The organism is Comamonas sp. CMM02 (assembly GCF_014851485.1).
Taxonomy (GTDB): Bacteria; Pseudomonadota; Gammaproteobacteria; order Burkholderiales; family Burkholderiaceae_C; genus Comamonas; species Comamonas avium.
On sequence record NZ_JACUZW010000002.1, the window covers coordinates 173,417 to 195,097 of the forward strand.

General features: G+C 60.1%; 17 protein-coding genes and 1 tRNA gene. 7 read left to right on the top strand and 11 right to left on the bottom strand.

Annotation, left to right across the window (positions count from 1 at the left end; translation table 11 throughout):
- Positions 1–51: 51 nt before the first annotated feature.
- Entirely contained in the window at positions 52–807 is a 756-nt protein-coding gene (modA, locus tag IB213_RS05965; RefSeq protein WP_192405733.1) for a molybdate ABC transporter substrate-binding protein, read from the bottom strand.
- Positions 808–887: 80 nt separating this feature from the next.
- Here modA and IB213_RS05970 point away from each other — a divergent pair, with 80 nt between their 5' ends.
- Both IB213_RS05970 and IB213_RS05975 read left to right on the top strand, forming a co-directional pair.
- Complete coding sequence (locus IB213_RS05970; protein ID WP_192405734.1) at positions 888–1,703, top strand: TOBE domain-containing protein; 816 nt, start codon at positions 888–890, stop codon at positions 1,701–1,703.
- A 196-nt stretch (positions 1,704–1,899) separates the two neighbouring features.
- Positions 1,900–2,412 (top strand): hypothetical protein, encoded by a 513-nt coding sequence (locus IB213_RS05975; RefSeq protein ID WP_192405735.1) that lies wholly within the window; start codon positions 1,900–1,902, stop codon positions 2,410–2,412.
- Positions 2,413–2,491: 79 nt separating this feature from the next.
- Here the strand turns inward: IB213_RS05975 and IB213_RS05980 are convergent, their stop codons facing one another.
- Positions 2,492–3,511, bottom strand: coding sequence for a DNA/RNA non-specific endonuclease (locus IB213_RS05980; protein WP_225560998.1), 1,020 nt, complete (start codon positions 3,509–3,511; stop codon positions 2,492–2,494).
- A gap of 191 nt (positions 3,512–3,702) precedes the next feature.
- On the opposite strand from IB213_RS05980, the gene IB213_RS05985 reads away from it, so the two are divergent.
- A tRNA-Arg gene (locus IB213_RS05985) sits at positions 3,703–3,779 on the top strand.
- Between the two features lie 117 nt (positions 3,780–3,896).
- Here the strand turns inward: IB213_RS05985 and IB213_RS05990 are convergent.
- The 7 genes from IB213_RS05990 to IB213_RS06020 form a co-directional block, all read right to left on the bottom strand.
- Positions 3,897–6,188, bottom strand: a complete 2,292-nt coding sequence (locus IB213_RS05990) for a CHASE2 domain-containing protein (RefSeq protein WP_192405736.1) — start codon at positions 6,186–6,188, stop codon at positions 3,897–3,899.
- A gap of 27 nt (positions 6,189–6,215) precedes the next feature.
- Positions 6,216–7,961 (bottom strand): FecR domain-containing protein, encoded by a 1,746-nt coding sequence (locus IB213_RS05995; protein ID WP_192405737.1) that lies wholly within the window; start codon positions 7,959–7,961, stop codon positions 6,216–6,218.
- A gap of 24 nt (positions 7,962–7,985) precedes the next feature.
- Positions 7,986–8,672, bottom strand: coding sequence for a response regulator transcription factor (locus IB213_RS06000; RefSeq protein ID WP_191723238.1), 687 nt, complete (start codon positions 8,670–8,672; stop codon positions 7,986–7,988).
- Positions 8,673–8,706: 34 nt separating this feature from the next.
- Positions 8,707–10,011 carry a tryptophan--tRNA ligase gene (locus tag IB213_RS06005; protein WP_192405738.1) on the bottom strand — a complete coding sequence of 435 codons (1,305 nt, stop codon included), beginning with the start codon at positions 10,009–10,011 and terminating at the stop codon, positions 8,707–8,709.
- A gap of 64 nt (positions 10,012–10,075) precedes the next feature.
- The gene (locus IB213_RS06010) at positions 10,076–10,738 is read right to left on the bottom strand and encodes a site-2 protease family protein (RefSeq protein WP_192405739.1); all 663 of its coding nucleotides are present in this window, start codon (positions 10,736–10,738) and stop codon (positions 10,076–10,078) included.
- Between the two features lie 52 nt (positions 10,739–10,790).
- Complete coding sequence (locus tag IB213_RS06015; RefSeq protein WP_192405740.1) at positions 10,791–11,426, bottom strand: L-threonylcarbamoyladenylate synthase; 636 nt, start codon at positions 11,424–11,426, stop codon at positions 10,791–10,793.
- Between the two features lie 62 nt (positions 11,427–11,488).
- Positions 11,489–12,364 (bottom strand): PHP domain-containing protein, encoded by an 876-nt coding sequence (locus IB213_RS06020; RefSeq protein WP_192405741.1) that lies wholly within the window; start codon positions 12,362–12,364, stop codon positions 11,489–11,491.
- 224 nt (positions 12,365–12,588) lie between these two features.
- Between IB213_RS06020 and IB213_RS06025 the strand changes: the two genes are divergently transcribed.
- Together IB213_RS06025 and IB213_RS06030 are read left to right on the top strand one after the other, a co-directional pair.
- A complete protein-coding gene (locus tag IB213_RS06025) occupies positions 12,589–14,376 on the top strand; it encodes a methyl-accepting chemotaxis protein (protein WP_192405742.1) in 1,788 nt (595 codons plus the stop codon).
- Between the two features lie 179 nt (positions 14,377–14,555).
- On the top strand, positions 14,556–16,343 hold the full coding sequence (locus IB213_RS06030; RefSeq protein WP_192405743.1) for a methyl-accepting chemotaxis protein: 1,788 nt from the start codon (positions 14,556–14,558) through the stop codon (positions 16,341–16,343).
- Positions 16,344–16,603: 260 nt separating this feature from the next.
- Here IB213_RS06030 and recJ read toward each other — a convergent pair whose 3' ends face one another.
- Positions 16,604–18,313, bottom strand: coding sequence for a single-stranded-DNA-specific exonuclease RecJ (recJ, locus tag IB213_RS06035; protein WP_191723231.1), 1,710 nt, complete (start codon positions 18,311–18,313; stop codon positions 16,604–16,606).
- Positions 18,310–19,311: a phosphoglycerate mutase gene (locus IB213_RS06040; RefSeq protein ID WP_225560999.1), complete on the bottom strand. Its 1,002-nt coding sequence runs from the start codon at positions 19,309–19,311 to the stop codon at positions 18,310–18,312. The genes recJ and IB213_RS06040 overlap by 4 nt, the downstream gene beginning before the upstream one ends.
- An 87-nt stretch (positions 19,312–19,398) precedes the next feature.
- Between IB213_RS06040 and IB213_RS06045 the strand changes: the two genes are divergently transcribed.
- Positions 19,399–20,652 (top strand): lipoprotein-releasing ABC transporter permease subunit, encoded by a 1,254-nt coding sequence (locus tag IB213_RS06045; protein ID WP_191723230.1) that lies wholly within the window; start codon positions 19,399–19,401, stop codon positions 20,650–20,652.
- Positions 20,645–21,322 carry a lipoprotein-releasing ABC transporter ATP-binding protein LolD gene (lolD, locus tag IB213_RS06050; RefSeq protein WP_192405744.1) on the top strand — a complete coding sequence of 226 codons (678 nt, stop codon included), beginning with the start codon at positions 20,645–20,647 and terminating at the stop codon, positions 21,320–21,322. The genes IB213_RS06045 and lolD overlap by 8 nt, the downstream gene beginning before the upstream one ends.
- The last annotated feature ends 359 nt before the right edge of the window (positions 21,323–21,681 follow it).

Genomic DNA, 21,681 nt, shown 5'->3' on the forward strand with positions numbered 1-21,681 from the left:
ACTTCAGCATCATTTGATGCTGAAGTGCTTGGTAGTTAAGCGTTAGATGCTTTAAAAATCATAGCCGTAAGCAGTAATGATGGCGCGTGCCTTGTCACCTTTGAGGTAATCCATCAGTGCTTTGGCCGCCACATTGTCCTTGGCATTGTTCAGCACAATGGCGTCCTGGCGGATGGGCTCGTGCATCTCGGCGGGCACTACCCATGCCGAGCCGGACTTGATCTTGCCGTCTTCCATCACTTGCGACAGCGCCACAAAACCCAGCTCTGCGTTGCCAGTGGCTGCGAACTGGTAGGTCTGGCCAATGTTTTCACCTTGCACAAACTTGGGCTTGATGGCATCCAGCAGGTTCAGCTTGGTCAGGGTCTGCTCGGCAGCCAGACCGTAAGGGGCCAGCTTGGGGTTGGCAATGGCTACGTGCTGGAACTTGCCAGTCTTGAGTACTTCACCGTTGGCATCCACATAGCCGTCCTGTTTGCTCCACAGCACCAGCTTGCCAATGGAGTAGGTAAAGCGTGAAGCCGCATCGCCCTTGCCCTCTTGCGCAATTTTGGCCGGGGTCTTGTCATCAGCCGCCAGCAAGATGCCGAAGGGTGCGCCGTTGCTGATCTGGGCGTAGAACTTGCCCGTTGCACCAAACGAAAGTTCAGCCTTGTGGCCCGTGTCCTTTTCAAACTGCGCCGCAATCTTTTGCATGGGTGCAGTGAAGTTGGAGGCGACGGCGACCGAAATGGTTTCCGCGTGGGCAGCACCTGTAAACAGGGCGGCGATGAGGACGCAGGCACGCACGGAGGGAGATGTGAACATAATCGCTATTCCTTTTGTGAATAACGAAAGTATAGCCACACTGGCTCAAACTGTCGCGCAGTTGGCGGCATGATAGGCAGATGCCCCAGTCTCGTTCCAATGTCATCACCGCAGCCACCCAAGCCGCTGCAACTGCCGCTGCCGCTGTTACGTCCACGCCTGCCCCCTCCCTGATGCAGGCGCTGGGGCACCCGCTGTCTGACCGCCGCTTGCAGGTGCTGCGGGCCTTGGGTGAATGTGGCTCCATCTCGCAAGCCGCCCGCGAGGTGGGAGTGAGTTACAAGGCCGCATGGCAGGCCATTGATACGCTGGGCAATCTGGCGGGGGTGCCGGTGGTGGAAAAAACCGTGGGCGGTGCCGGTGGCGGCGGTGCCAAGCTGACTGCTGCGGGTCAGGAGCTGCTGCGTGCCGCCCAGGCCATGGCGCAAGCGCGTGGTGCGGTCATGCAGCAATTGCAGTCGCCCGCTGCGCTGCAGCGCCTGGGGATTCAGACCAGCATGCGCAATCAGTGGCCGTGCCAGGTGCAGCGCGTTGATATTGCCGGGGCGCTGGCCTTGGTGCATGTCCAAAGTCAGCACGGGGATTTGCAGCTGACGGCCCGTATTACGGCGGAAAGTGCGCAGTTGCTGGGGCTGCAGGCTGGCATGCCGGTGCTGGCCATGTGCAAAGCCACTGCGGTGGACGTGCGTGCTTGGAGCCAGACGCTCGCAGCCAATACCTGGCCGGGAAAAGTCACGCGAGTGACTCAGGGTGCCATGGGCGATGAGGTGGCTATGCAGATGGCCGCGGGTGTGCAGTGGGTGGGATTTGCGCCGGCTGGAAGCGGCCTGCGTGCAGGGCGAAAAGTCAGCGTACACATCCCGGAATCTGCCTTGGTGTTGGCATTGCTGGCATAAGGCCGTACGCTATTGATCAAGCTCAAGCCTTGCGGGATGATTGGCGGTCATAGTGTCCAATTGCAAAAAGAAGGGTGGGCAACCCAGGGTTATCAAGGCTTCAAGAAAGTCATAGCGCCCGGCTTTTTGCCACAATAACGACTTTGATGGAGTGGTGATGGTCTGCAGCCGCGGGCTGATCTGAAAGAAAAACGCAGTGAGCATTTTTGACCGGTTGATTTCGACGTTGACGGGTGGCGATGGGACCCCAGCCCAGCCACCTGCTAAGACACCAACCCCTGAGGGTGACGAGAAACGTCAGCGTTTCATGGGCCGTTCAGGTGCGGAATCCCAGCCTGAGCCTGTGGTGGAACAGGGCCTTGCGGGCGGGCCTTCCAGCATTTGGCTGCATGTGCAGCCCACCACCCAGCGCTTGCTGCTGGTGTCTGATCTGGGTGTGGCAACTGGGCAGGAGCTGACCGCCAAGATGACAGCAGACCTGCATCGCCTTGGCTGGTGTGAAGAGATTGCGTACCACGCAGGCTACGACCAGTACTGGAAAATGCCTTCGCAAGAAGCTATTTTGCGCACCCCCTCTCTCTACGAGATTCCCACACCACTGCTCAACCGCATGAAGCTGGAGACCCGTCTGGTCAAGCAAGGCGAGCCCCGTGGTTTCTGGATGCATGTGCGTGTCCGTTCTGAAGATGAACTGTCTGAGCAGCATTGACATTACGGGGCAGGCTGTCCGGTTTTTAAAAAGCACCCCAGTGGTGCTTTTTTGACGTCTGGTGTTTGGCTTTTGAGGCTTAGCGGATCGTGCCCAGCACGGCAGAGCCTTCCAGCAGCGGCCACTGCGTTCGCTGTACAAAGCTGGCGTAATCCATGGGGCGGGTGATAAGCGCATCGGCACGGTTGGGCAGTACATAGGCCCATGCACGCTGCTGTGATTCGTCATACACCAGCTTGAAAAGGTGACTGGGTATCCAGACCGCATTGCGCCCCAGCGTATGTGTCTGCCCTTCGTGCAGAGGCCCAGAAAACACATACACATTGCCTGCAGCCCGCTGTGCGTACTTGCGGGTATCGGCCTCCAGCTTGGACCACAGCTTGCGGTTGTGCGTGGGGTTTTGCGGCACCATGTTGGTCAGTGCAAAGGATTGGGCCATCGCTTGTACGCTGGGCTGGTTGGCTGCTGCGGCCAGATGCCCACGGTCAAAACCACTGTCCTGGTAGTCAGTGAGGGCTGCGCGCCATTGTTCGGGCACGCGTGTGTCTGCAAAGAATTTATCGGTGCGCTCCAGCCCCGCCGCTTTCTGCATGCGCTGGCGATTGAGTTTTTCCACCACCACCATGGGCGTTTTGGTCAGCCCGGAGTACAGCACCGCAAATGCGTCTGAGCACAGTGGCAGTGGTGCCCATTGGCTGCTGATGGTGGTGACCTGCAAAGGCCGCTGCTGTGGAAACTGGTCGAGGCAGGCTGCAAATGCCCCCCCGCCAGTCTGTGCTGGTGGCGCAGGGGCTGCTGCCGGGACAGGCACCAGATCTGCGGCCTGAGTGCGCAGTACATCCAGCGCGCTGCCCGTGAAGTGGGTGCTGATGCTGCGTACTACGCTGCGAAACTCTTGCAGCCATTGCCTGGAGGCTGCGCTGAGCATGCTCTCTGGAGGCTGCAAAATCAGGTTCAGCGGATTGATGGGCTGGCTCAATACCGCATTGCCAAAAATGGCCCCCCAGACAAAGCAGGCCATGCGGCTGGTCAGGCGCTGGCGCAGCCGGCGCAACCAGGTGACAGGGGGAAGGGATTTGTTTTTTTTACGCGTAGCCATGGAACATGCTGGTCAGCCGCCGTCTGCTAGTGCGCTGATAGCATGCAAGCCATGAATTCTAAGGTGATATTGCGTTTTTTATTGCGATAAACTGTATGCAATTACAGTGTCTTTGGGCAAGGCGTAAATATTCCGGGAATTTGCGCAGTTTGAAAAAAGTGATCCAAAACTGTGCATATAATCGTGGCTTAGCGGCTGTAGCTCAGTTGGATAGAGTACTTGGCTACGAACCAAGGGGTCGTGGGTTCAATTCCTGCCAGCCGCACCAAACGACAAGCCTCAGAACTGAAAAGTTCTGAGGCTTTTTCGTTGTTGCTGCTTTTGTCTGGCAGTGCGCGGCGTGGATGCTAGATAGCACTGCTAGCTGTGAATGCTCGCGCTCAGCTTAGTGCATGGGGGGTGGCGCAGCCTGTGGCAGCCGCAGCGTAAAACAGGCTCCTTGGCCTGCTTCGCTTTGCACCTCAATGCTGCCGCCGTGCTGCTGTGCTACCGAATGCACATAGGCCAGGCCCAGACCAATGCCCGGGATGGTGCTGCCCGCGTGCTGGTGCTGGCGTGTGAATGGGGCAAACAGGCGCGCCTGTTCCTGAGGGCTGATGCCATCGCCCTCATCGCGCACAGAAATGCACCAGTGGCCATCCTGCAGTGCCAGGCTGCAAAACACAGTGCCCTCTACCGGGCCGTACTTGATGGCGTTACCGATCAGGTTGCCGCAGGCGCGGCGCAGCATGCTGGCGTCGCCCAGCACCCAGGCTTCTTCTTCCTGCGGCATCCAGTCCAGCTTGATAAAGCGCGCGTGTGCGGCTGCCCAAGTGTCATCCAGAGCCTGGTCAATCACGGCTCCAAGCTCCACAGGTGTGCGCTGTGCCAGTGCATTTTGAGCGCGTGCCAGATGCACAAAGTCATCGGCCAGAGCCAGGCCCGTACGGGCGTAGCGCTGAATGCGTTCAATGAGCAGCGCAGAGACGGGCTCTGAGCCAAAGTGCTGCTCCATCTCAATCACCGTCAGGATGGCACCAATAGGTGCGCGGATGTCGTGCGAGATGAAATGCATGGCCTGATCGCGCTGTGCCATGGCCTGACGCAGGTCGCTGATGTCCACCAGAGTGACCAGCCAGCCGATTTCATCGGCAACGGTAAAGGGCTGGCTGAGCATCAAAAGATTGTTCTTTTGCAGATCAATGCCTTCGCGCTGAATGGTGTGATCCAGCGGCGGAGGGCAGCTGCTGTCCCACAGCGGCTGCAAGCTGCCGCGCTCCATGGCACCGTCCAGCAGGTCGGCCAGGGGCTGCTGAGGCTGCAGTGTGCGCCCCAGACTGTGCGCATAACGGTGGGCTGCACTGTTGGCCAGCAAGATGTGGCCATGGCGATTGCATGCCAGCGTGGGGGATGGCAGTTGCAGCAGTGTTTCCGTCACAAACTGGTGCAGCTGACGCAACTGCTGCGAGGCTTGCTCGACAGCATCAATGCGGTGCTGCAAAAAATCGCCCCGCTTGTGGGGAGCCTGTGTGTTGATCTGCAGTCCTTGAATACGCAGCCCCTGCATTTCCTGATTCAAAAAACGTGCAGCCGCATTCAGGCGTCGCCAGCTCCACAGAGGGTAGGCCAGTGTCAATATCAGCAAGGCCGCAGCAGGGCTGAAAACCGTGTGCGCCCATCCTGGGGTCAGGGCACTGGCAATCAGGGTGAGCAGGCCCAGACCCATGCAGGCGAGCAAAGCGGCGGAGGGGCCCAGCACGGACAGCGCCGCCAGGCCCAAAGCGGCAGGCACCAGGTTAAAGGCACGGTTGGCCCAGGAACTGGCGCTGACCGCATGCTGATTGAGCAAGGCTCCACTGGCGATGTGAGCAACCAGCTCCACACTGTAGGTTGCCGCTTGGCTGGCGCCGCTGGGGGTGGGCAGGGTTGTGCCCAGTCCCGTGGCTGCGGTGCCGATCAGCACATGCTTGTTGCGAAATGCCTGTGCCGGAATGCGGCCTTGCAGCACATCAATGTAGGCGTACATGGCAAACGGCGGGCGGCCCTGGGCAAAGGCGATGTAGGTGCGGTCATCGCGCTGCCACGTGCCGAAGCTGGGTATTTGTTTGGAGTTGGTGTCTGCACAGGCGGGGCGCTCAGGCTGGCTGATGCACAGCATGGAAAGGCCCAGATGCAGCCACAGCTGATCACTGACACCCTCACGAGCGTAAAAGCTGCGCACGCCACCATCGTCGTCCATCGGCAGGTGCACGTGGCCCAGGCGTGCGGCAGCTTGTGTGAACATGGGCAGAGGCAAGCTGGCGGGCTGATCGCCAAACCCACGCACAACGGGCAGTACGACGCGGCCGCTGCGGGCCATGCTTTGCGCAAGCACAACGTCGTCTTCGGGGTAATCAAGGTCAGGCTCTGAGAGTAAAAAATCCAGGCCGATGGATTGGGGCTGGCCGCTGCTGATGTGGTTGATCAGGTGGGCGTGCAGGGCGCGCCGCCAGGGCCAGCGGCCAATGCTGCTCAGGCTGCGTTCATCAGCCAGTACCAGCACCACGTTGGGTGAGGGCTGGTGGCGTTGCAGTGGCAGCGTCAGATCTTGCAGCCACAGATTGGCGCGCGACAGCTGCTGGGGGCCGGAGAGCCAGAACACCACGGCCAGCAGGCCCAGCGACATCAGCAGCCATTCCAGCGAGAGTGAGCGCTTCATGCCAGCTTGTTTTTGTGCATGAATGCGTTAGCGGTACTCAACACCCAAGCCCGTTCCCGAGCTGACAGGGTTGCCGTCACTGTCGTGCAGCAAAGCCAGTACCTGCACGCTGCGAGGCGGAGAGAACGCACTGTTCAGACCTGAGGGGTCTTGCACCTGAATGCGAACGTGCCACGTTCCGGCAGGCAAACCTGCGGCAGTCCAGCGTGGGGTGTCCAGCGTAGTGTCCAGTGCAGGCTCGGTGCCAGCAGGGGTGGAGAAAACCTGCAAGCGAAAGCGCTGACCGGATTCGGCAGGCCAGTGGATGGTGGACAAGCCTGCTTGCGTCTGCACCTTCAGATCATCCAGCGATGGTGCTGCTGGCTTGGGTGCAATCCGGAACGTTTGCGCTGCTGCAAATGGGCCCTGGTCTTCCTGACCTTTGACCATGCGCACACTGGCTGCGCGCCATGCATACGTGCCTTGTGGCAACGCGTTCAAATCCATGGCGCACTGCGCCTGGCTGGTGCTTTGCAGCAAGGCCTGTGCAAACGCTGCTGCAGGGGCAGGAGATTCCAGGCTTTCCAGCGCAATGACCTGATGGCGATAGCTGCTGACTCCATCCACCGGGGTGCATTGCAGCTGGGCCTCGCCTTGTGCCAGCACGCCGCCTGGCGCCGGGTTCTGTGTCAGGGGTGGTACGGGGTGGGCTTTAACGCGCAAAGGTGCCACGGCAGGCATGCCACTGATGCCTTGGGTATCCATGGCGCGCACGTGCAGAAAATATGCTCCATCGGGCAGGGCTGCAAAGCGTGCATCGCTGCCAGCAAACTGGCCGTTGCGCAGCACATGGTGGCCCTGCGCATCTTCACTGACGCTGACGCGCCAGCCCTGTGCGTTGTCCCATTGCGGCAGCGGCAGGTTCAGCCACTGCGCGTCTTCGTTGAGCGAGGGCAGCTCACCAGCCGCAGGGGCTGGCAGCAAGTGGGCCACCGGCCCGGCATGGCCGTCGGCACTCACGGCAATGCCTGTACGGGCCAGCAAGACAGCAGTGGGCGATGCTTTGTCTGCATCTGCCAGCGCCTGCACATTTGTGCGGCCTTTCAAGACGGCCGAGGTCGTGCGCCCATCGGCAAGCAGCTGCATATCAAACTCTGTGCCGCGCACGCTGGTAGAGGCCACTGGCGTGATGATGTCCAGACGACGCTGTGCATCAGGTTTCCCGGGCACTTGCACTTGCACGCCACCTTGCTGCACTTGCAGCACCGATTGCAGGCTGCCCGAACGGCCCCGGCGGCGCAGCTGGCTCAGCTCCACCTGGGAAGTGGCTTGTACGCGTACGGTGCTGCCATCGGCCAGGCGCACGGCCACAAAAGCGTTGGGGTCCAGCTTGATCTGATCGCCTTCTTGCAAAGACATGCCGCGTGCAGCGGGGGCTGCAACGCCACTGCGGCTGACATGGGCGGTGCCGTGGACATAGTCCACCGAAGCTGTGGCGGCACGCATGAGTTGCAGGGGGATCTCCAGCACGGAGCCCGGCTTCAAGCGGTAAGGGCTGCCTACACTGTTGTGGCTTTGCAGTGCGGGCCACAAAGCGGCATCACCGAGGTAGCGCTGTGCCAGTTGCTCCAGCGTATCGCCCGGGGTGATGCGGTGGGTAACTGCCGTGGGGTGCAAAGGTATTTGCTGTGCAACTGCAGGCGTGGCGGCCATGCTGCAAACCAGTGTCACCAGCGCGATGGCCGCAACGTGCAAACTGGGCAATGGGAGATGGTTCGCAGCGATAGGGTGCATACACAAAAAAGTAGTGAGGAAAAGCTAGTTCTCGTGCGCATCCAGGCGATAGCCTAGACCGTACACCGCTGCAATCGAGTAGTGATTGCCCGGGCGCAATTGCAAAACCTGACGCAAGCGCGAGACATGGGTGTCCAGCGAGCGGGACAGGACATCCGGGTTTTGTCCCCATACCGATTCACGCAAATGATCGCGAGACATCAGGCGGCCTGCGTTCTGGAACAGCAGCATGGCCAGCGCAAATTCACGGTGGGTCAGGAGCACTTCCTGGCCTTCAAAACCCACGGTCAGGGCTGAGCGGGTGAACGTGTAGGGGCCAAAACGCTGCACATCGTCCGTGCACAGCGGGTAGGCGCGGCGCAGCAGTGCATGGATGCGCGCTTTGAGCTCTGCCAGGCGCAGTGGCTTGACCATGAAGTCATCTGCACCGCACTGCAGGCCTTCGACAATGTCGCTTTCCTCACTGCGGTGTGTAATAAACAAAATAGGTGGGGCATGCTCCAGGTTGGTGCGTGCCCACTGGATCACCTCGGGGCCGCTGGTGTCTGGCAATACCCAGTCCACAACGAGCATGTCGAAAGTTTCGCGCCGCAGCTCTTGCTGAAAAGACTGGCCCGTAGTGTGCAGGCTGCACGTGTGGCCCATTTCATGGGCAACACGCTCCATCAGCTCCAGCTGCAGTCGATCGTCGTCCAAAACGGCAATGCGCATTCAGCGGTCTCCCTCTTTTTATTGATTTGGAATGCTAGGCCTTGGCTGCCTCTTGCAGCAGATGCAAAGCTTGCACGATGTCTTCTTGCGTCACACCATCGGCGGGCTGCACCACGGCTGCCAAAGCGGCCAGGGCATCAGCACCTTGCTGCTGCAGCTGGGCAATGCTTTGTCCGGCCAGTTTGGGCTGGTCAAAAGCGGTGCTTTGCAGCAGCAGGCTGCCATCGGCAGCCATGAACTTGAAGTAGAACTTGCCGTCGGTTTCGCGGTACTGTTTGAAGCTGGGCAGCGCGATTTTGGCGGATTTGGATTTTTTGGCACCGCTGTCCTGGCTGGACAGACTGCGCAAGCCCACAGCTGCACGCAAGGTGGTGATGAATGGGCGGGTCAGTGCACGTGCACGCTGGGCACCCAGTTGCAGCGCGGCCTCTACCTTTTCGGGGTGTGCCATCAGGTCTTCATAGCGCGCACGTTTGGGGGCCAGTTCTGCATCAATGCGCTCAAACAGCATGTGCTTGGCATCGCCCCATCCAATGCCGCTGGCAAAGGCCTGGCGCATGGTCTCGGTTTCTTGGCTGGAGGAGAAGGCCTGGTAGAGCTGGAACAGGGCCGAACCTTCGGTGTCCTTGGGCTCGCCTGGCGCACGCGAGTCGGTGACGATGCTGCCAATCAGCTTCTTGAGCTGCTCGCGGGTAGAGAACAGGGGGATGGTGTTGTCGTAGCTCTTGCTCATCTTGCGGCCATCCAGGCCGGGCAAGGTGGCAACGCTCTCTTCAATCGCGGCTTCAGGCAAAACAAAGTGCTCGCCATACAGGTGGTTGAAGCTGGAGGCCATGTCGCGCGCCATCTCTATGTGCTGGATCTGGTCGCGGCCCACAGGCACTTTGTTGGCGTTGAACATCAAGATGTCGGCAGCCATCAGCACGGGGTACATGAACAGGCCGGCAGTCACGCCGTCGTCCAGTTCACGGCCTGATTCTGCGTTCTTGTCCTGAGAGGCTTTGTAGGCGTGTGCGCGATTGAGCACGCCTTTGCCGGTCACGCAGGTCAAAAACCAGTTGAGTTCAGGAATCTCGGGGATATCAGACTGGCGATAGAAGACCACCTTTTCTGGCTCCAGCCCGCAAGCCAGCCAGCTGGCTGCAATTTCGAGGGTGGAGCGCTGTATGCGTGCTGGATCCTGGCACTTGATCAGTGCGTGGTAGTCCGCCAGAAAGTAAAAGCTTTCAACGTCGGATGTCTGGCTGGCAGCGATTGCGGGGCGGATGGAGCCTGCATAGTTACCCAGATGGGGTGTGCCGGAGGGGGTAATGCCTGTCAGAAAGCGGGTGTTGCTCATATCTCAAACCAAGTTCTAAGGGGTGGACTGCGTCTTGGAGCAGCCTGAATGCGTGTTTTTTTCTTTATCTCAGCACAGCCATCAGTGGCGTGATGATGAAATCGATGGCGCTGTAGCCCAGGTTCATCAGAGGGCGCAGCCAGATGGTGCCGACAATGCCCAGCAGCACCAGCGCCAAAACGATAAAGAAGCCATAGGGCTCTATGCGTGAGACGGTCATGGCTGCTTTGGTCGGTAGCAGCCCGACCAGGATGCGTCCGCCATCCAGAGGTGGCAGCGGAAACAGGTTGAAGGCCCACATGACCAGATTGACCAGAATGCCGGCACGCGCCATTTCAAGAAAAAAGCGTTCGTCGGTACGGGTGGCCACCAAGACCACCAGTACGACGGCCCACACGATGGCCTGAATGAAGTTGGAGGCAGGGCCCGCAAGCGCCACCCAGATCATGTCGCGCTTTGGGTGGCGCAGATTGCCGAAGTTCACGGGCACGGGCTTGGCATAGCCAAACAAGAAGGCCCCTGAGGTCGAAAAGTACAGCAGCAAGGGCATCAGTATTGTGCCGATGGGGTCAATGTGCTTGAGGGGGTTGAGCGTGATGCGACCAAGCATGGAGGCCGTGTGATCGCCAAAGTAGCGGGCAGCGTAGCCGTGCGCGGCCTCATGCACCGTGATGGCGAAAAGCACGGGCAGGGCGTAGATGAGTACAGTTTGTATGAGTTCGTTCACCCGGTGATTGTCGCAAACATCAGTGCCACTGTCCTTGTACTAGGGGAAGTTGCTACAAACCAATCGCGGGCAAGCTGCCTGCACCCTGTCGCATCAAGCTGGGTTCGCCACCCGTTGCCATGGGCGTGAGGTCAAGCACGGTGGTTGGCTCCAGCGGGCAGGCTCCTGCATCGACCACGGCGTCGATCTCGTGCTCAAACCGCTCTCGAATCTCTTGCGGATCATTCATGGGGATGTCTTCCCCCGGGGCGATCAAGGTGGTGGCCAGCAATGGTGCGCCATGCAGTTGCAGCAGCAGCTGGGTGCCTTTGCGGTCAGGCACACGCAGGCCGATGGTTTTGCGCGAAGGGTGGCTGACCCTGCGTGGCACTTCCTTGGTGGCATCCAAAATGAAGGTGTAGGGGCCGGGGGTGGCCAGCTTCATCAGGCGGTACTGTTTGTTGTCAACCACGGCATAGTTGGCCAGCTCTGACAAATCGCGGCACAGCAGCGTGAGGTGGTGCTTGTCATTGACCTGACGAATGCGGCGCAGGCGGTCGACGGCATTTTTATCATCCAGCTGGCAAACCAGGGCGTAGCTGGAGTCCGTCGGAATGGCCAGTACCCCGCCTTTTTGCAAGATGGCCACTGCCTGCTTGAGCAATCGAGGCTGGGGGTTATCCGGATGAACTTCAAAGTACTGTGCCATGGGGTGTCCTTTGTTTTGCGCTGTGCCTGCATTGTGCTGCGCAACGCAGCCACTGGCTCAATTTATGTCGAACGGCCGGGTGCTTTGTGGATGCGATGGGCCAGCAGCTCGTGGATGCAGACGTAGCCGGCAGGGTCGCTGGGCAGGGCACCTAGGTCCATCTTGGATTCCTGGGGACTGTGGAAATCGCTGCCACGCGAGATGGCAAAACCAAACTCTTTGGCCAAATCCGCGTAGTGCAGGTACTCGTGCGGGGCATGGCTGCCGGTGACGGCTTCGACAGCCTGTCCGCCATAGGCTTTGAAGCTGCTGAAAAAAGCGTACTCCTCATTGGCCGTGAACCCGTAACGCGCGGGGTGGGCGATGACGGCAACCCCCTGGGCGGCGCTGATCCAGCGCACAGCCTCCTCCAGCGTAGCCCAGCGCTGGGGCACGAAGCCTGGTTTGCCTTCAACCAGGTAGTTGCGAAACACTTCATAGGTGTCTTTGCAGATGCCAGCCTCCACCAGATGGCGTGCAAAGTGGGTGCGTGAAATCAAGGCCGGGTTGCCGACGTATTTCAGGGCCCCTTCGTAGGCATGTGCAATACCGGCAGCTTCCAGCTGTCGCCCCATCTCCTGTGCGCGCGGGCCACGACTATTGCGCAGGCTGCCCAGACCTTCGAGCAGCTGGCGGTCTTGCGCATCAAACCCCAAGCCCACGATATGCACCGTGGTGTTGGCAAAGCTGACAGAGATTTCTACGCCCGTTAAAAAATCCAGACCTTGTGCGCTGGCAGCCATCTGTGCTTCAGCAAGACCGGCCGTTTCGTCGTGATCGGTCAATGCCCACAGCGTGACCCCGCTGCGCTGGGCACGTTGCGCCAATGCGGTGGGCGAGAGCGTGCCATCAGAGAACGTGGAATGGCAATGAAGATCGGCGCAGAAAGTGTCAGACATAGAAAAGAAATGGAGCCATGTGCGGCAGCTCGCAAGAGCGTGGGCAGCAGGCTTTAAAAGTCAATGAGAGAGAAGGCCTTTTTAACCCTGTTTGAGTTTCCGCAAGTTTCGGCGGGTCTGTCATTCGCATTTCTTGACACTTCTAGATACTTTGCAGGCCCGCGTGTACGCCACGTAGTGCCACTGAGGGAAGTATTAAAAATATGAAAGATAAAGGGAGTTATATGCAATTAAAGAACCTGTCGGTGTCTAAAAAAATATGGGCCTTGCTGCTGGGGGTGCTGGTGCTGACCCTGACGGCAGGCTTTGGCATGACCAACTACATCAGCAGCGTGCAAGACCGGGAGCGGATGGCGTTGCAGGACTACGAAAAGCGCATTCGCCTGGCTGTGCAGTGGCGCGGTGTGACGGATTACTCGGTCGCCCACGTGGTGATGGGCGCGATGTCGGCAGAAGATGGGCTGAGCCGGTACGCACAGGAAAAGACCAAAGAAGGTATTGAGGCTGCGACAGCCTTGCAAGGGCAGCTGGAGCGTTCCCTGACCGACTCACAAGGACGTCAGCAGTTAGAAAAAATTGCACAGGCACGCGCCAGGGTGCTGGACATTATTGGCACCATCAACAAGCTGCGCGCAGATTCTGACCTTGCTGGCGTACGTGCGCTCTTGGACAGCCAGTTGCTGCCAGGTGTTGCGCTTTTTAACCAGGCGCAAACTGATTTGGTGACGCTGCAAGAGCGCCTGCGTGACCAGGCTCAGCAAGAGGGCGCTGAAGCGCGGGCTACGGCCATGCTGTGGGGCAGTGTGGCGCTGGCTGGGGTGGTGCTGGTGGGGCTTTTGCTGTCAATCCTTGTGGTGCGCCAGATCACCCTTCCTTTGGCACGCGCCGTTTCCGTGGCTGACACAATTGCTGCAGGCGATTTGACGGTGCATGTGCAAGACGAGCGCAAGGACGAGCTGGGCAACCTGCTGCGCAGTTTGGGTGCCATGGCGCAGCGCTTGCGCGATGTGGTCTCTGAAGTGCGCAATGGTGTGGATGCCGTGTCTTCGGCTGCATCGCAAATTGCCACGGGCAACCATGACCTGTCCGGGCGCACCGAGCAGACTGCGGCGAATCTGCAAGAGACCGCCGCCAGCATTGAGGAGCTGACGGCTACGGTGTCCCAGTCTGCGGATACGGCGCGCCAGGCCAACCAGCTGGCCAGCACGGCCGTGCAAGCGGCCGAGCGTGGGGGCCAGGTGGTGCAGCAGGTGGTCAGCAGCATGCAGCAAATCACCAGCAGCAGCCACAAGATTGCCGACATCATTGGCGTTATTGACAGCATTGCTTTTCAAACCAACATCTTGGCCCTCAATGCAGCGGTAGAGGCTGCCCGCGCAGGTGAGCAAGGCCGCGGTTTCGCGGTGGTGGCAGCTGAGGTGCGTTCTTTGGCACAGCGCAGCGCAGAAGCGGCCAAAGAGATCAAGGCGCTGATCTCCACCAGCGTGAGCAATGTGGACGCGGGCTCTGGTCAGGTGGCGCAGGCTGGTGAAAGCATGCATGAGATTGTGGCCAGCGTGCGCCGTGTGACGGATTTGATTGGCGAGATCAGCGCCGCAACCCATGAGCAGCAAGACGGCTTTGTACAAGTCAATCAAGCGGTGAGCAATCTGGACCAGATGACGCAGCAGAACGCGGCCTTGGTGGAAGAGTCCAGCGCGGCAGCTACAGCCATGAACGAGCAGGCGCAGCGTCTGGCCCAGGTGGTGTCTGTGTTCAAAGTCGGGCAGATGGCAGCCATGCAGCCGGTGCGGCCCATGCAGACACATGCACAGCCCAAGGCCATGGCGCCCGTTGCCAGCCGTGAAAGTGCTGCGCCAGCAAACACACCAGCAAACACCCCAGCGAAGGCAGTCGCCAGGCAGGTGGCCCGGCCTGTAGCGGCCACTCCCAGGCCGGTATCAGCCAAGTTAGAGAGTGCTGTTACAAAAAAAACCACAGCCGCGACAGAAGATGACTGGGAGAGTTTTTAAGCGACCTTTGCCGACCAAGGGTTTGCGAGAGCAACTGTCGCCCAACAGCAGTGAAAAAATCAATCACCCTCTTGGTTGCAGTGCACCAAGAGGGTGTTTTGCATGTTCGTGTTGCGCAAAACCGTGTAGCGATTTCACTTGCTGAGGCCAGCAAGAACAATAAGGAAGAGGGAGCAATCATGCGTTTGAACAACCTGCCAGTCGCTTTCAAGCTCTGGGGTGTGGTGCTGGGCTCTATGGCATCCATGCTCACGCTGGCGGTCATCTTGACCATGCTGGCTGAGCAGCGTGCGAGCGCCGTGAACCAAAAGACAGAGCAAGCCGATCAACGTATTGCCACCACGATGCGCTGGAAGGCGCTGACAGAGCTGACGGTAGAGCGCATCGTGGTCAGCGCGATGTCTTCGGAGGCCGCGCTGGTTCATGAGATGACGCAGCTGGGCAGCAAAGGCATTGCCGGTGTGACAGAGCTGCAAAAGCAGGTGGAGGCGATGGCCGAGACCGATGAGGAAAAAGCGCAACTGGCCAAAGTCGGGGCCAACCGGGCGCAGGCGTTGGCAGCGGTGGCCAAAATTAATCAGGCGCGTGAGGCAGGTGACATTCTGCTGGCGATGGATATCGCCACCAATCAGCTGCGTCCGGCGGTGGCGGTCTATGTGCAGTCGCAAGAAGATTTGCTGCAGCTGCAAGAGCGCTTGCGCAATGAAATGCGCGAGCAGGCCATGGTGCAGCGCCAGCAAGCGTATTGGTGGGTGGGCGCTATCAGCCTGTTGCTGGTCATGATGGGGCTGGGACTGGCGGGCATGATCGTGCGCTCTATTACGCGCCCTCTGGACCGTGCCGTGGATCTGGCAGACACCATTGCGGCGGGTGACTTGACGGTCGATGTACATGACGATCGCAAGGACGAGCTGGGCCATTTGCTGCGCAGCCTGAGCGCCATGACCCACAAGCTGCGCACTGTGGTGAGCGAAGTGCGCAGTGGTGTTGAATCTGTATCTGCGGCGGCCAGCCAGATTGCTACGGGCAACCATGACTTGTCGGCACGCACCGAGCAAACGGCTGCCAATCTGGAAGAAACCGCTGCCAGCCTGGAAGAGCTGACCTCCACCGTCACGCAGTCTGCAGACACCTCGCGGCAAGCCAATCAGCTGGCAGGCACGGCGGTACAGGCGGCAGAACGCGGTGGCGCGGTGGTGCAGCAAGTGGTGCAGAGCATGGCGCAAATCAACAGCTCCAGCCGCAAGATCAGCGACATCATTGGCGTGATTGACGGCATCGCTTTCCAGACCAATATTTTGGCGCTGAACGCGGCGGTAGAAGCCGCCCGCGCAGGCGAACAAGGCCGTGGTTTTGCCGTGGTGGCCGGGGAGGTGCGCAGTCTGGCCGGGCGCAGCGCGGAGGCGGCCAAGGAAATCAAGACCTTAATCACCGCCAGCGTGAGCAATGTGGATGCCGGCTCGGCACAGGTCACGCAGGCCGGCGAGAGCATGCAGGAGATTGTGAGCAGTGTGCGCCGCGTGACTGACCTGATTGGTGAGTTGAGCGCCGCTTCGGGCGAGCAGCACGATGGCTTTGCGCAGGTGAATCAGGCGGTCAGCAATCTGGACCAGATGACGCAGCAAAACGCGGCCCTGGTTGAAGAATCCAGCGCGGCCGCCATGGCCATGAATGAGCAGGCACAGCGTCTGGCGCAAGTGGTGGCCGTGTTCAACGTGGGCACTACGGCGGTCAAGGCCGCAGCCGTCAAAGCGCCGGCGGTGGCCAGCACCTTTGCAGCCGCAAAGCCAGCCCCAGCGCAACAGCCGTCGGGCAGCCCTGCGTCGCTGGGCCGGGCGAAAGGGCAGCCTGTGCAGGCTGAAAAACCCGCAGCAGCAACCAAGTTGGTGGCACCTGCCAAGCCTGCAGCTGCAGTCCCCAAAAAAGCCGTGGCACAGGGCGCAGAAGACGACTGGGAGAGCTTTTAAAACCCCGCTGACACTGCCCTTGATTGCGTGCTTGCTGCGCGTTTTCAGCGCAAGCCTGCAGTTGACAGGGGGCTGTGGGGGGGGGCAGACGCGGTGCTTACGGCGCGTGAGGTGTTTCCATGAAACAAAGGCCTGCATTGCAGGCCTTTGTTTTTTTTGATAGCTGGTAGCGCTTGCCCATCAATGACTTCAAAGTGAAAACATGCTGAAGTGATGGTGTATTAAGCGCTGGTAGCTACTTTTTTAATTGTTGTTGGTGTTTAGCCTTCGGTGCCTTCCACCAGAAATTGCACCTTGCGCTCGCCACGGAATTCGTTGATGTCCAGGCGAAACGCCATGTGCACCCAGTCGGGCAGTGGCTCGGTGCGGCCAAACCAGATGCCATCCACCACATCGCCGCGGTGGCGCAGTTGCAGCTTCAGGTGCTTTTCACCCACCAGACGCTGCGAGAGGATTTCCACATCTTCACTGAAGGTGGGGTAGGCAAAGCCCTGGCCCCACACCTGCAGATTCAGTTGCTCGACCACTTCAGAGTGGCGAAAGGCCGGGTCCAGCGGGCCATCGGTTTCTACGCAGCGGGTCAGCGTTTTGGCATCCAGCCACTCTTGCGCCACTTGGGCAAAGGCTTGCTCAAAGGTGTGAAAGTGTTCTTCCACCAGCGTGCAACCTGCGGCCATGGCGTGGCCCCCAAAGCGCAGCAGCACGCCGGGGTGGCGCTTGGCCACCAAATCCAGCGCATCGCGCAGGTGAAACCCGGGGATGGAGCGGCCCGAACCTTTGAGCTCGTGCGCTTTGCCCTCTGCCTGGCTGGCGGCAAACACAAAGGTGGGGCGGTGCAGCCGGTCTTTGACGCGCGAGGCAACGATGCCGACCACGCCCTCGTGGAACTCCGGGTCAAACACGCTAATCGCTGCGGGCGGTGTGACGCCGTCTTCAAACAACTCATCGGCCAATGCAAAGGCTTGCAGGCGCATGCCGCCTTCAATTTCCTGGCGCTCGCGGTTGATGCTGTTGAGCGTGCGCGCCAGCTCCAGCGCCAGGGCGTCGTTGTCAGTCAGCAGGCACTCAATGCCAATGGTCATATCGGCCAGTCGCCCGGCAGCGTTGATGCGCGGGCCCAGTGCAAAGCCAAAGTCAGAGGTGGCCGCCTGGCTGTAAGAGCGGCCTGCCGCCTCATACAGGCCGCGAATGCCCGCCTGCATGTGGCCCTTGCGAATGCGCTGCAGGCCTTGCGCAACCAGACGGCGGTTGTTGGCATCGAGCTTGACCACATCGGCCACGGTGCCCAGTGCCACCAGGGGCAGCAGCGTATCGAGCTTGGGCTGGTTGCCCGCCTCAAATACGCCACGCGCACGCAGCTCGGCACGCAGCACGAGCAGCACGTAAAACATCACGCCCACGCCAGCCATGTGCTTGCTGGCAAAGCTGCAGCCGGGCTGGTTGGGGTTGACCATGGCATCCGGTGCGGGCAGTTGATCGCCGGGCAGGTGGTGGTCGGTCACCACCACGGTCATGCCCAGGCGCTTGGCCTCGGCCACGCCCTCTACGCTGCCAATGCCGTTGTCTACGGTCAGCAGCAGCTCGTGCCCTTTGTCGTGTACTCGGCGGGCGATGGGGGCAGACAGGCCATAGCCGTCGGTGATGCGGTCAGGCACTTCGTACGTGACATGCTGTGCGCCCAGCATGCGCAGCCCGCGCACGCCCACGGCGCAGGCGGTGGCGCCGTCGCAGTCGTAGTCGGCCACGATGCAGATGCGCTTTTGCGCGGCAATGGCATCGGCCAGTACGCACGCGGCAGTCTGGATGCCCATCAGCCCCGAAGGAGGCAGCAATTTGCCCAGCCCGGTGTCCAGCTCTTCACAGGATTGAACGCCACGCGCCACATACAGGCGTGCCAGCAGTGGGCTGATGCCCGACTGCACCAGGGCTTGCACCGTGGTTTCGGGAATGTCTCTTTCAATAATCTTCATAGCACCTGGTGCAGTCCCGCAAAGCGCTGGGGTCTGAAAATGTTCTTGATCTTGTCGCGCAGACTGCGCGGTGCGGTGTCAAAACTGCGGGCATGGTGCTCGCCACACAGCGTGAGCGCGGCTTTCCCGCCTTGGGCGATGTGCTGCACCAGGGCAGCCACAGGGCCAGCATCGGCGGCCAGCCACGCCTGCTTCCAGGCCGGCCAGTCCTGGCGCAAGGCGGTCTGGCGCAATTCGTCCCACAGCTGCACCTGCATGTGCGATTGGCACTGGTGGGCATGCGCCAGTGCTGCGGGGTCAAGCAGCCCTGCGCCATGCAGCCAGAAGGCGTTGATAGGCTGCAAGCCACGCTCGGCGCGGTGCTCGTTAAAACGGTCGGTGTACAGCAGCATCTGCACTTCGCTGTGCAGGCGGTGCAGGCTGCGTGCCGTTTGCGCAGAGGGCATCCAGGGCGTGACGTCGCGCAGCAAGACCCGGTCCACAGAGGCTGTCTGCAACTGCGCCAAAGCAGTGCCGCTGACGCACCACAGATGTGGGTGCACGATCTCCAGCGTCAGTCCATCTTCAGCAAACCACGGTTGCAGCAGGGCGTGCAGAGCCTGGGCGTCGTCCATGTCCAGCTGCAAAGCAGCGGGGTCATCCATGCGCACCTGATCGGGGCCTGCCGTCCAGTGGCAGGGCGTGAGCCATGCGCAGGCAGTGTCCGTCATGCCCTGTGCCAGTGCAGCCCAGGCAGGCTGCAAAGGGTTCAGCCCCCAGGCAGCAGCGACTGCACGTTCGTGCGGTGGAATGGGGTGGTCTTGCTGTCCTTCATCGGTTTGCGCTGGGCTCAGTGTCTGGAGCAATTGGTCCAGATGCGGCAGCGACAGGTTTTGCAGCACATGCTGGCAGCTGGCGTCTTGCATGGCAGCGTAAGGCAAGACGAGATGGTGGTGGGGGGCTGGCGCAATCGGCGAGGCCGCAAAAGGCAAAGGCAGGACAGGCGAAGAAGTGGGCATAAGCGCGTATTGTCCCTAAACCGCTGCACCGCGTCAGCCTTGTATGACATGGCAGTGCTGCGGCCAGTGCCACAATGGCGCCCAAGTATGCAAATTCCTTACGAACTCGCTCTAGGCTGGCGCTATACGCGCGCAGGCCGCGCCACAAGGCGCAATGGCTTTATTTCATTCATTTCTGGGGTGTCCATGCTGGGCATTGCCTTGGGCGTGGCCGCGCTCATCATCGTGCTCAGCGTGATGAATGGCTTCCAGAAAGAAGTGCGTGACCGCATGCTCAGTGTGGTTTCGCACATTGAAATTTTTGCACCCAATGGTCAGGCCATGCAGGACGTGGACACCACCATGCTGCAGGCCAAGCAGCACCCTGAAGTGATTGGCGCTGCGCCCTTTGTGGCTGCGCAGGGCCTGATTGCGCGCGGTGAAGACATGAAGGGGGCTTTGGTGCGCGGCATTGATCCTGCGCGCGAGGGCGAAGTGACCGATCTGGCCGCAGCGAATGCCGATGTGCTCCAACGCCTGACGCCGGGCGCTTTCAACATTGTGCTGGGGCAGGAGCTGGCCCGGCAGATGGGCGTGGGCGTGGGCGATGTGGTCACGCTGATTGCTCCCAGTGGGCAGGTCACGCCTGCCGGGGTGGTGCCGCGCCTTAAGCAGATGACGGTGGCCGGAACGTTTGACTCGGGCCACTACGAGTACGACTCGGCCATGGTCATGCTGCATTTTGAGGATGCCCAGCGCATCTTCCGTCTGGAAGGCCCTACAGGCATTCGTCTCAAGCTCAAAGACTTGCACGAGGCTCCACGCGTAGCCAAGGAGCTGGCGGGCATGATCACAGAGTTCTTGTACCTGCGTGACTGGACACAGCAAAACAAGACGTGGTTTGCGGCCGTGCAGCTGGAAAAACGCATGATGTTCATCATCCTCACGCTGATCGTGGCCGTTGCGGCATTCAATCTGGTCTCCACGCTGGTGATGACGGTGACAGACAAACGTGCTGACATTGCCATTTTGCGTACGCTGGGCGCATCGCCCGCGTCCATCATGGGCATCTTCATGGTGCAAGGCGCCATGGTGGGCGTTATAGGCACGTTCGCCGGGTTGCTGCTGGGCTTGGGTGTGGCGCTGAATATCGACGTCATCGTGCCTGCCATCGAGCACGCACTGGGGGCCACCTTCTTGCCCAAGGATATTTACCTGATCAGCAAGATGCCCAGCGAGCCGCAGTACAGCGACATCATGCCAATTGCCATCATTTCTTTGATTCTGGCTTTTGTGGCCACCATTTACCCCAGCTGGCGTGCCAGCCGCGTGAATCCTGCAGAGGCGCTGCGTTATGAGTAATCCAGTAGTTTTGGAGGCGCGCGGTATTTCCAAGCGCTTTGAAGATGGGCACCTGAACGTGCAGGTGCTGCACGATGTGGATTTGCAGGTGCATGCCGGTGAGACGCTGGCCATTGTGGGTGCATCGGGTTCGGGCAAAAGCACCTTGCTGCATTTGCTGGGCGGGCTGGATGCCCCCACACAAGGCAGCGTGCACTTGAAGGGCGAGCCCCTGCATACGCTCAGTCCCAAACGCCAGGGCGAACTGCGCAACCAGCACTTGGGCTTTATCTACCAGTTTCATCACCTTTTGCCCGAGTTCAGCGCACAGGACAATGTGGCCATGCCGCTGCGCATTCGCCGTGACCGCAAAGAACAGGCGCTGGAGCAGGCCGCGCACATGCTTGAGTCCGTCGGACTGAAAGAGCGCATGGCGCACCGCCCTGCGGAGCTGTCAGGCGGCGAGCGCCAGCGCGTAGCCATTGCACGTGCTCTGGTCACGCACCCGGCGTGTGTGCTGGCCGATGAGCCAACCGGCAATTTGGACCGCTCCACCGCTGACACCGTGTTCGCCTTGATGCTGGAGCTGGCGCGCACCAACGGTACCGCTTTTGTGATGGTGACGCACGATGAATCGCTGGCCGCCAAGTGCGACCGCGTGGTGCGCCTGGTCAAGGGGCAACTGACTTAGACCCACTCACACGCCTTGTGCAATACGCTGTTGCTTGGTTTTGTTGTACACCTGTACTGCCAGTGGCTTCGCGCCCCGTCTCCAACGCAAATGAAAGATTTACAGCATGGTGTGTGTTAACGGCTCTTAACCGGACTGTGGTTAAAAAAATAGCACCCATCGCTTGTATGTAAAGCATTTCAAAGTGAAAACTATTTGAAAGCGTTGAATACAAAGCGATGGGTGCTATTTTTATTGATTAATTATTCAGCAACGCCATCAAGCAAAGCTTGCATGCAGCGCCTTGCCGGGGTGGCTGCTTTCAGGCCCCCCCCCGGGGGCTGCGCCTGAAGCGGTCAGCACTTGCTGCCAAGTTGCGT

Excerpts from the sequence above, each read along its gene's own strand:
- modA (WP_192405733.1), bottom strand. The coding sequence starts at position 807 with ATGTTCACATCTCCCTCCGTGCGTGCCTGCGTCCTCATCGCCGCCCTG.
- IB213_RS05970 (WP_192405734.1), top strand. The coding sequence starts at position 888 with ATGCCCCAGTCTCGTTCCAATGTCATCACCGCAGCCACCCAAGCCGCT.
- IB213_RS05980 (WP_225560998.1), bottom strand. The coding sequence starts at position 3,511 with ATGGCTACGCGTAAAAAAAACAAATCCCTTCCCCCTGTCACCTGGTTG.
- IB213_RS05990 (WP_192405736.1), bottom strand. The coding sequence starts at position 6,188 with ATGAAGCGCTCACTCTCGCTGGAATGGCTGCTGATGTCGCTGGGCCTG.
- IB213_RS05995 (WP_192405737.1), bottom strand. The coding sequence starts at position 7,961 with ATGCACCCTATCGCTGCGAACCATCTCCCATTGCCCAGTTTGCACGTT.
- IB213_RS06000 (WP_191723238.1), bottom strand. The coding sequence starts at position 8,672 with ATGCGCATTGCCGTTTTGGACGACGATCGACTGCAGCTGGAGCTGATG.
- IB213_RS06005 (WP_192405738.1), bottom strand. The coding sequence starts at position 10,011 with ATGAGCAACACCCGCTTTCTGACAGGCATTACCCCCTCCGGCACACCC.
- IB213_RS06015 (WP_192405740.1), bottom strand. The coding sequence starts at position 11,426 with ATGGCACAGTACTTTGAAGTTCATCCGGATAACCCCCAGCCTCGATTG.
- IB213_RS06020 (WP_192405741.1), bottom strand. The coding sequence starts at position 12,364 with ATGTCTGACACTTTCTGCGCCGATCTTCATTGCCATTCCACGTTCTCT.
- IB213_RS06025 (WP_192405742.1), top strand. The coding sequence starts at position 12,589 with ATGCAATTAAAGAACCTGTCGGTGTCTAAAAAAATATGGGCCTTGCTG.
- IB213_RS06030 (WP_192405743.1), top strand. The coding sequence starts at position 14,556 with ATGCGTTTGAACAACCTGCCAGTCGCTTTCAAGCTCTGGGGTGTGGTG.
- recJ (WP_191723231.1), bottom strand. The coding sequence starts at position 18,313 with ATGAAGATTATTGAAAGAGACATTCCCGAAACCACGGTGCAAGCCCTG.
- IB213_RS06040 (WP_225560999.1), bottom strand. The coding sequence starts at position 19,311 with ATGCCCACTTCTTCGCCTGTCCTGCCTTTGCCTTTTGCGGCCTCGCCG.
- IB213_RS06045 (WP_191723230.1), top strand. The coding sequence starts at position 19,399 with ATGCAAATTCCTTACGAACTCGCTCTAGGCTGGCGCTATACGCGCGCA.
- lolD (WP_192405744.1), top strand. The coding sequence starts at position 20,645 with ATGAGTAATCCAGTAGTTTTGGAGGCGCGCGGTATTTCCAAGCGCTTT.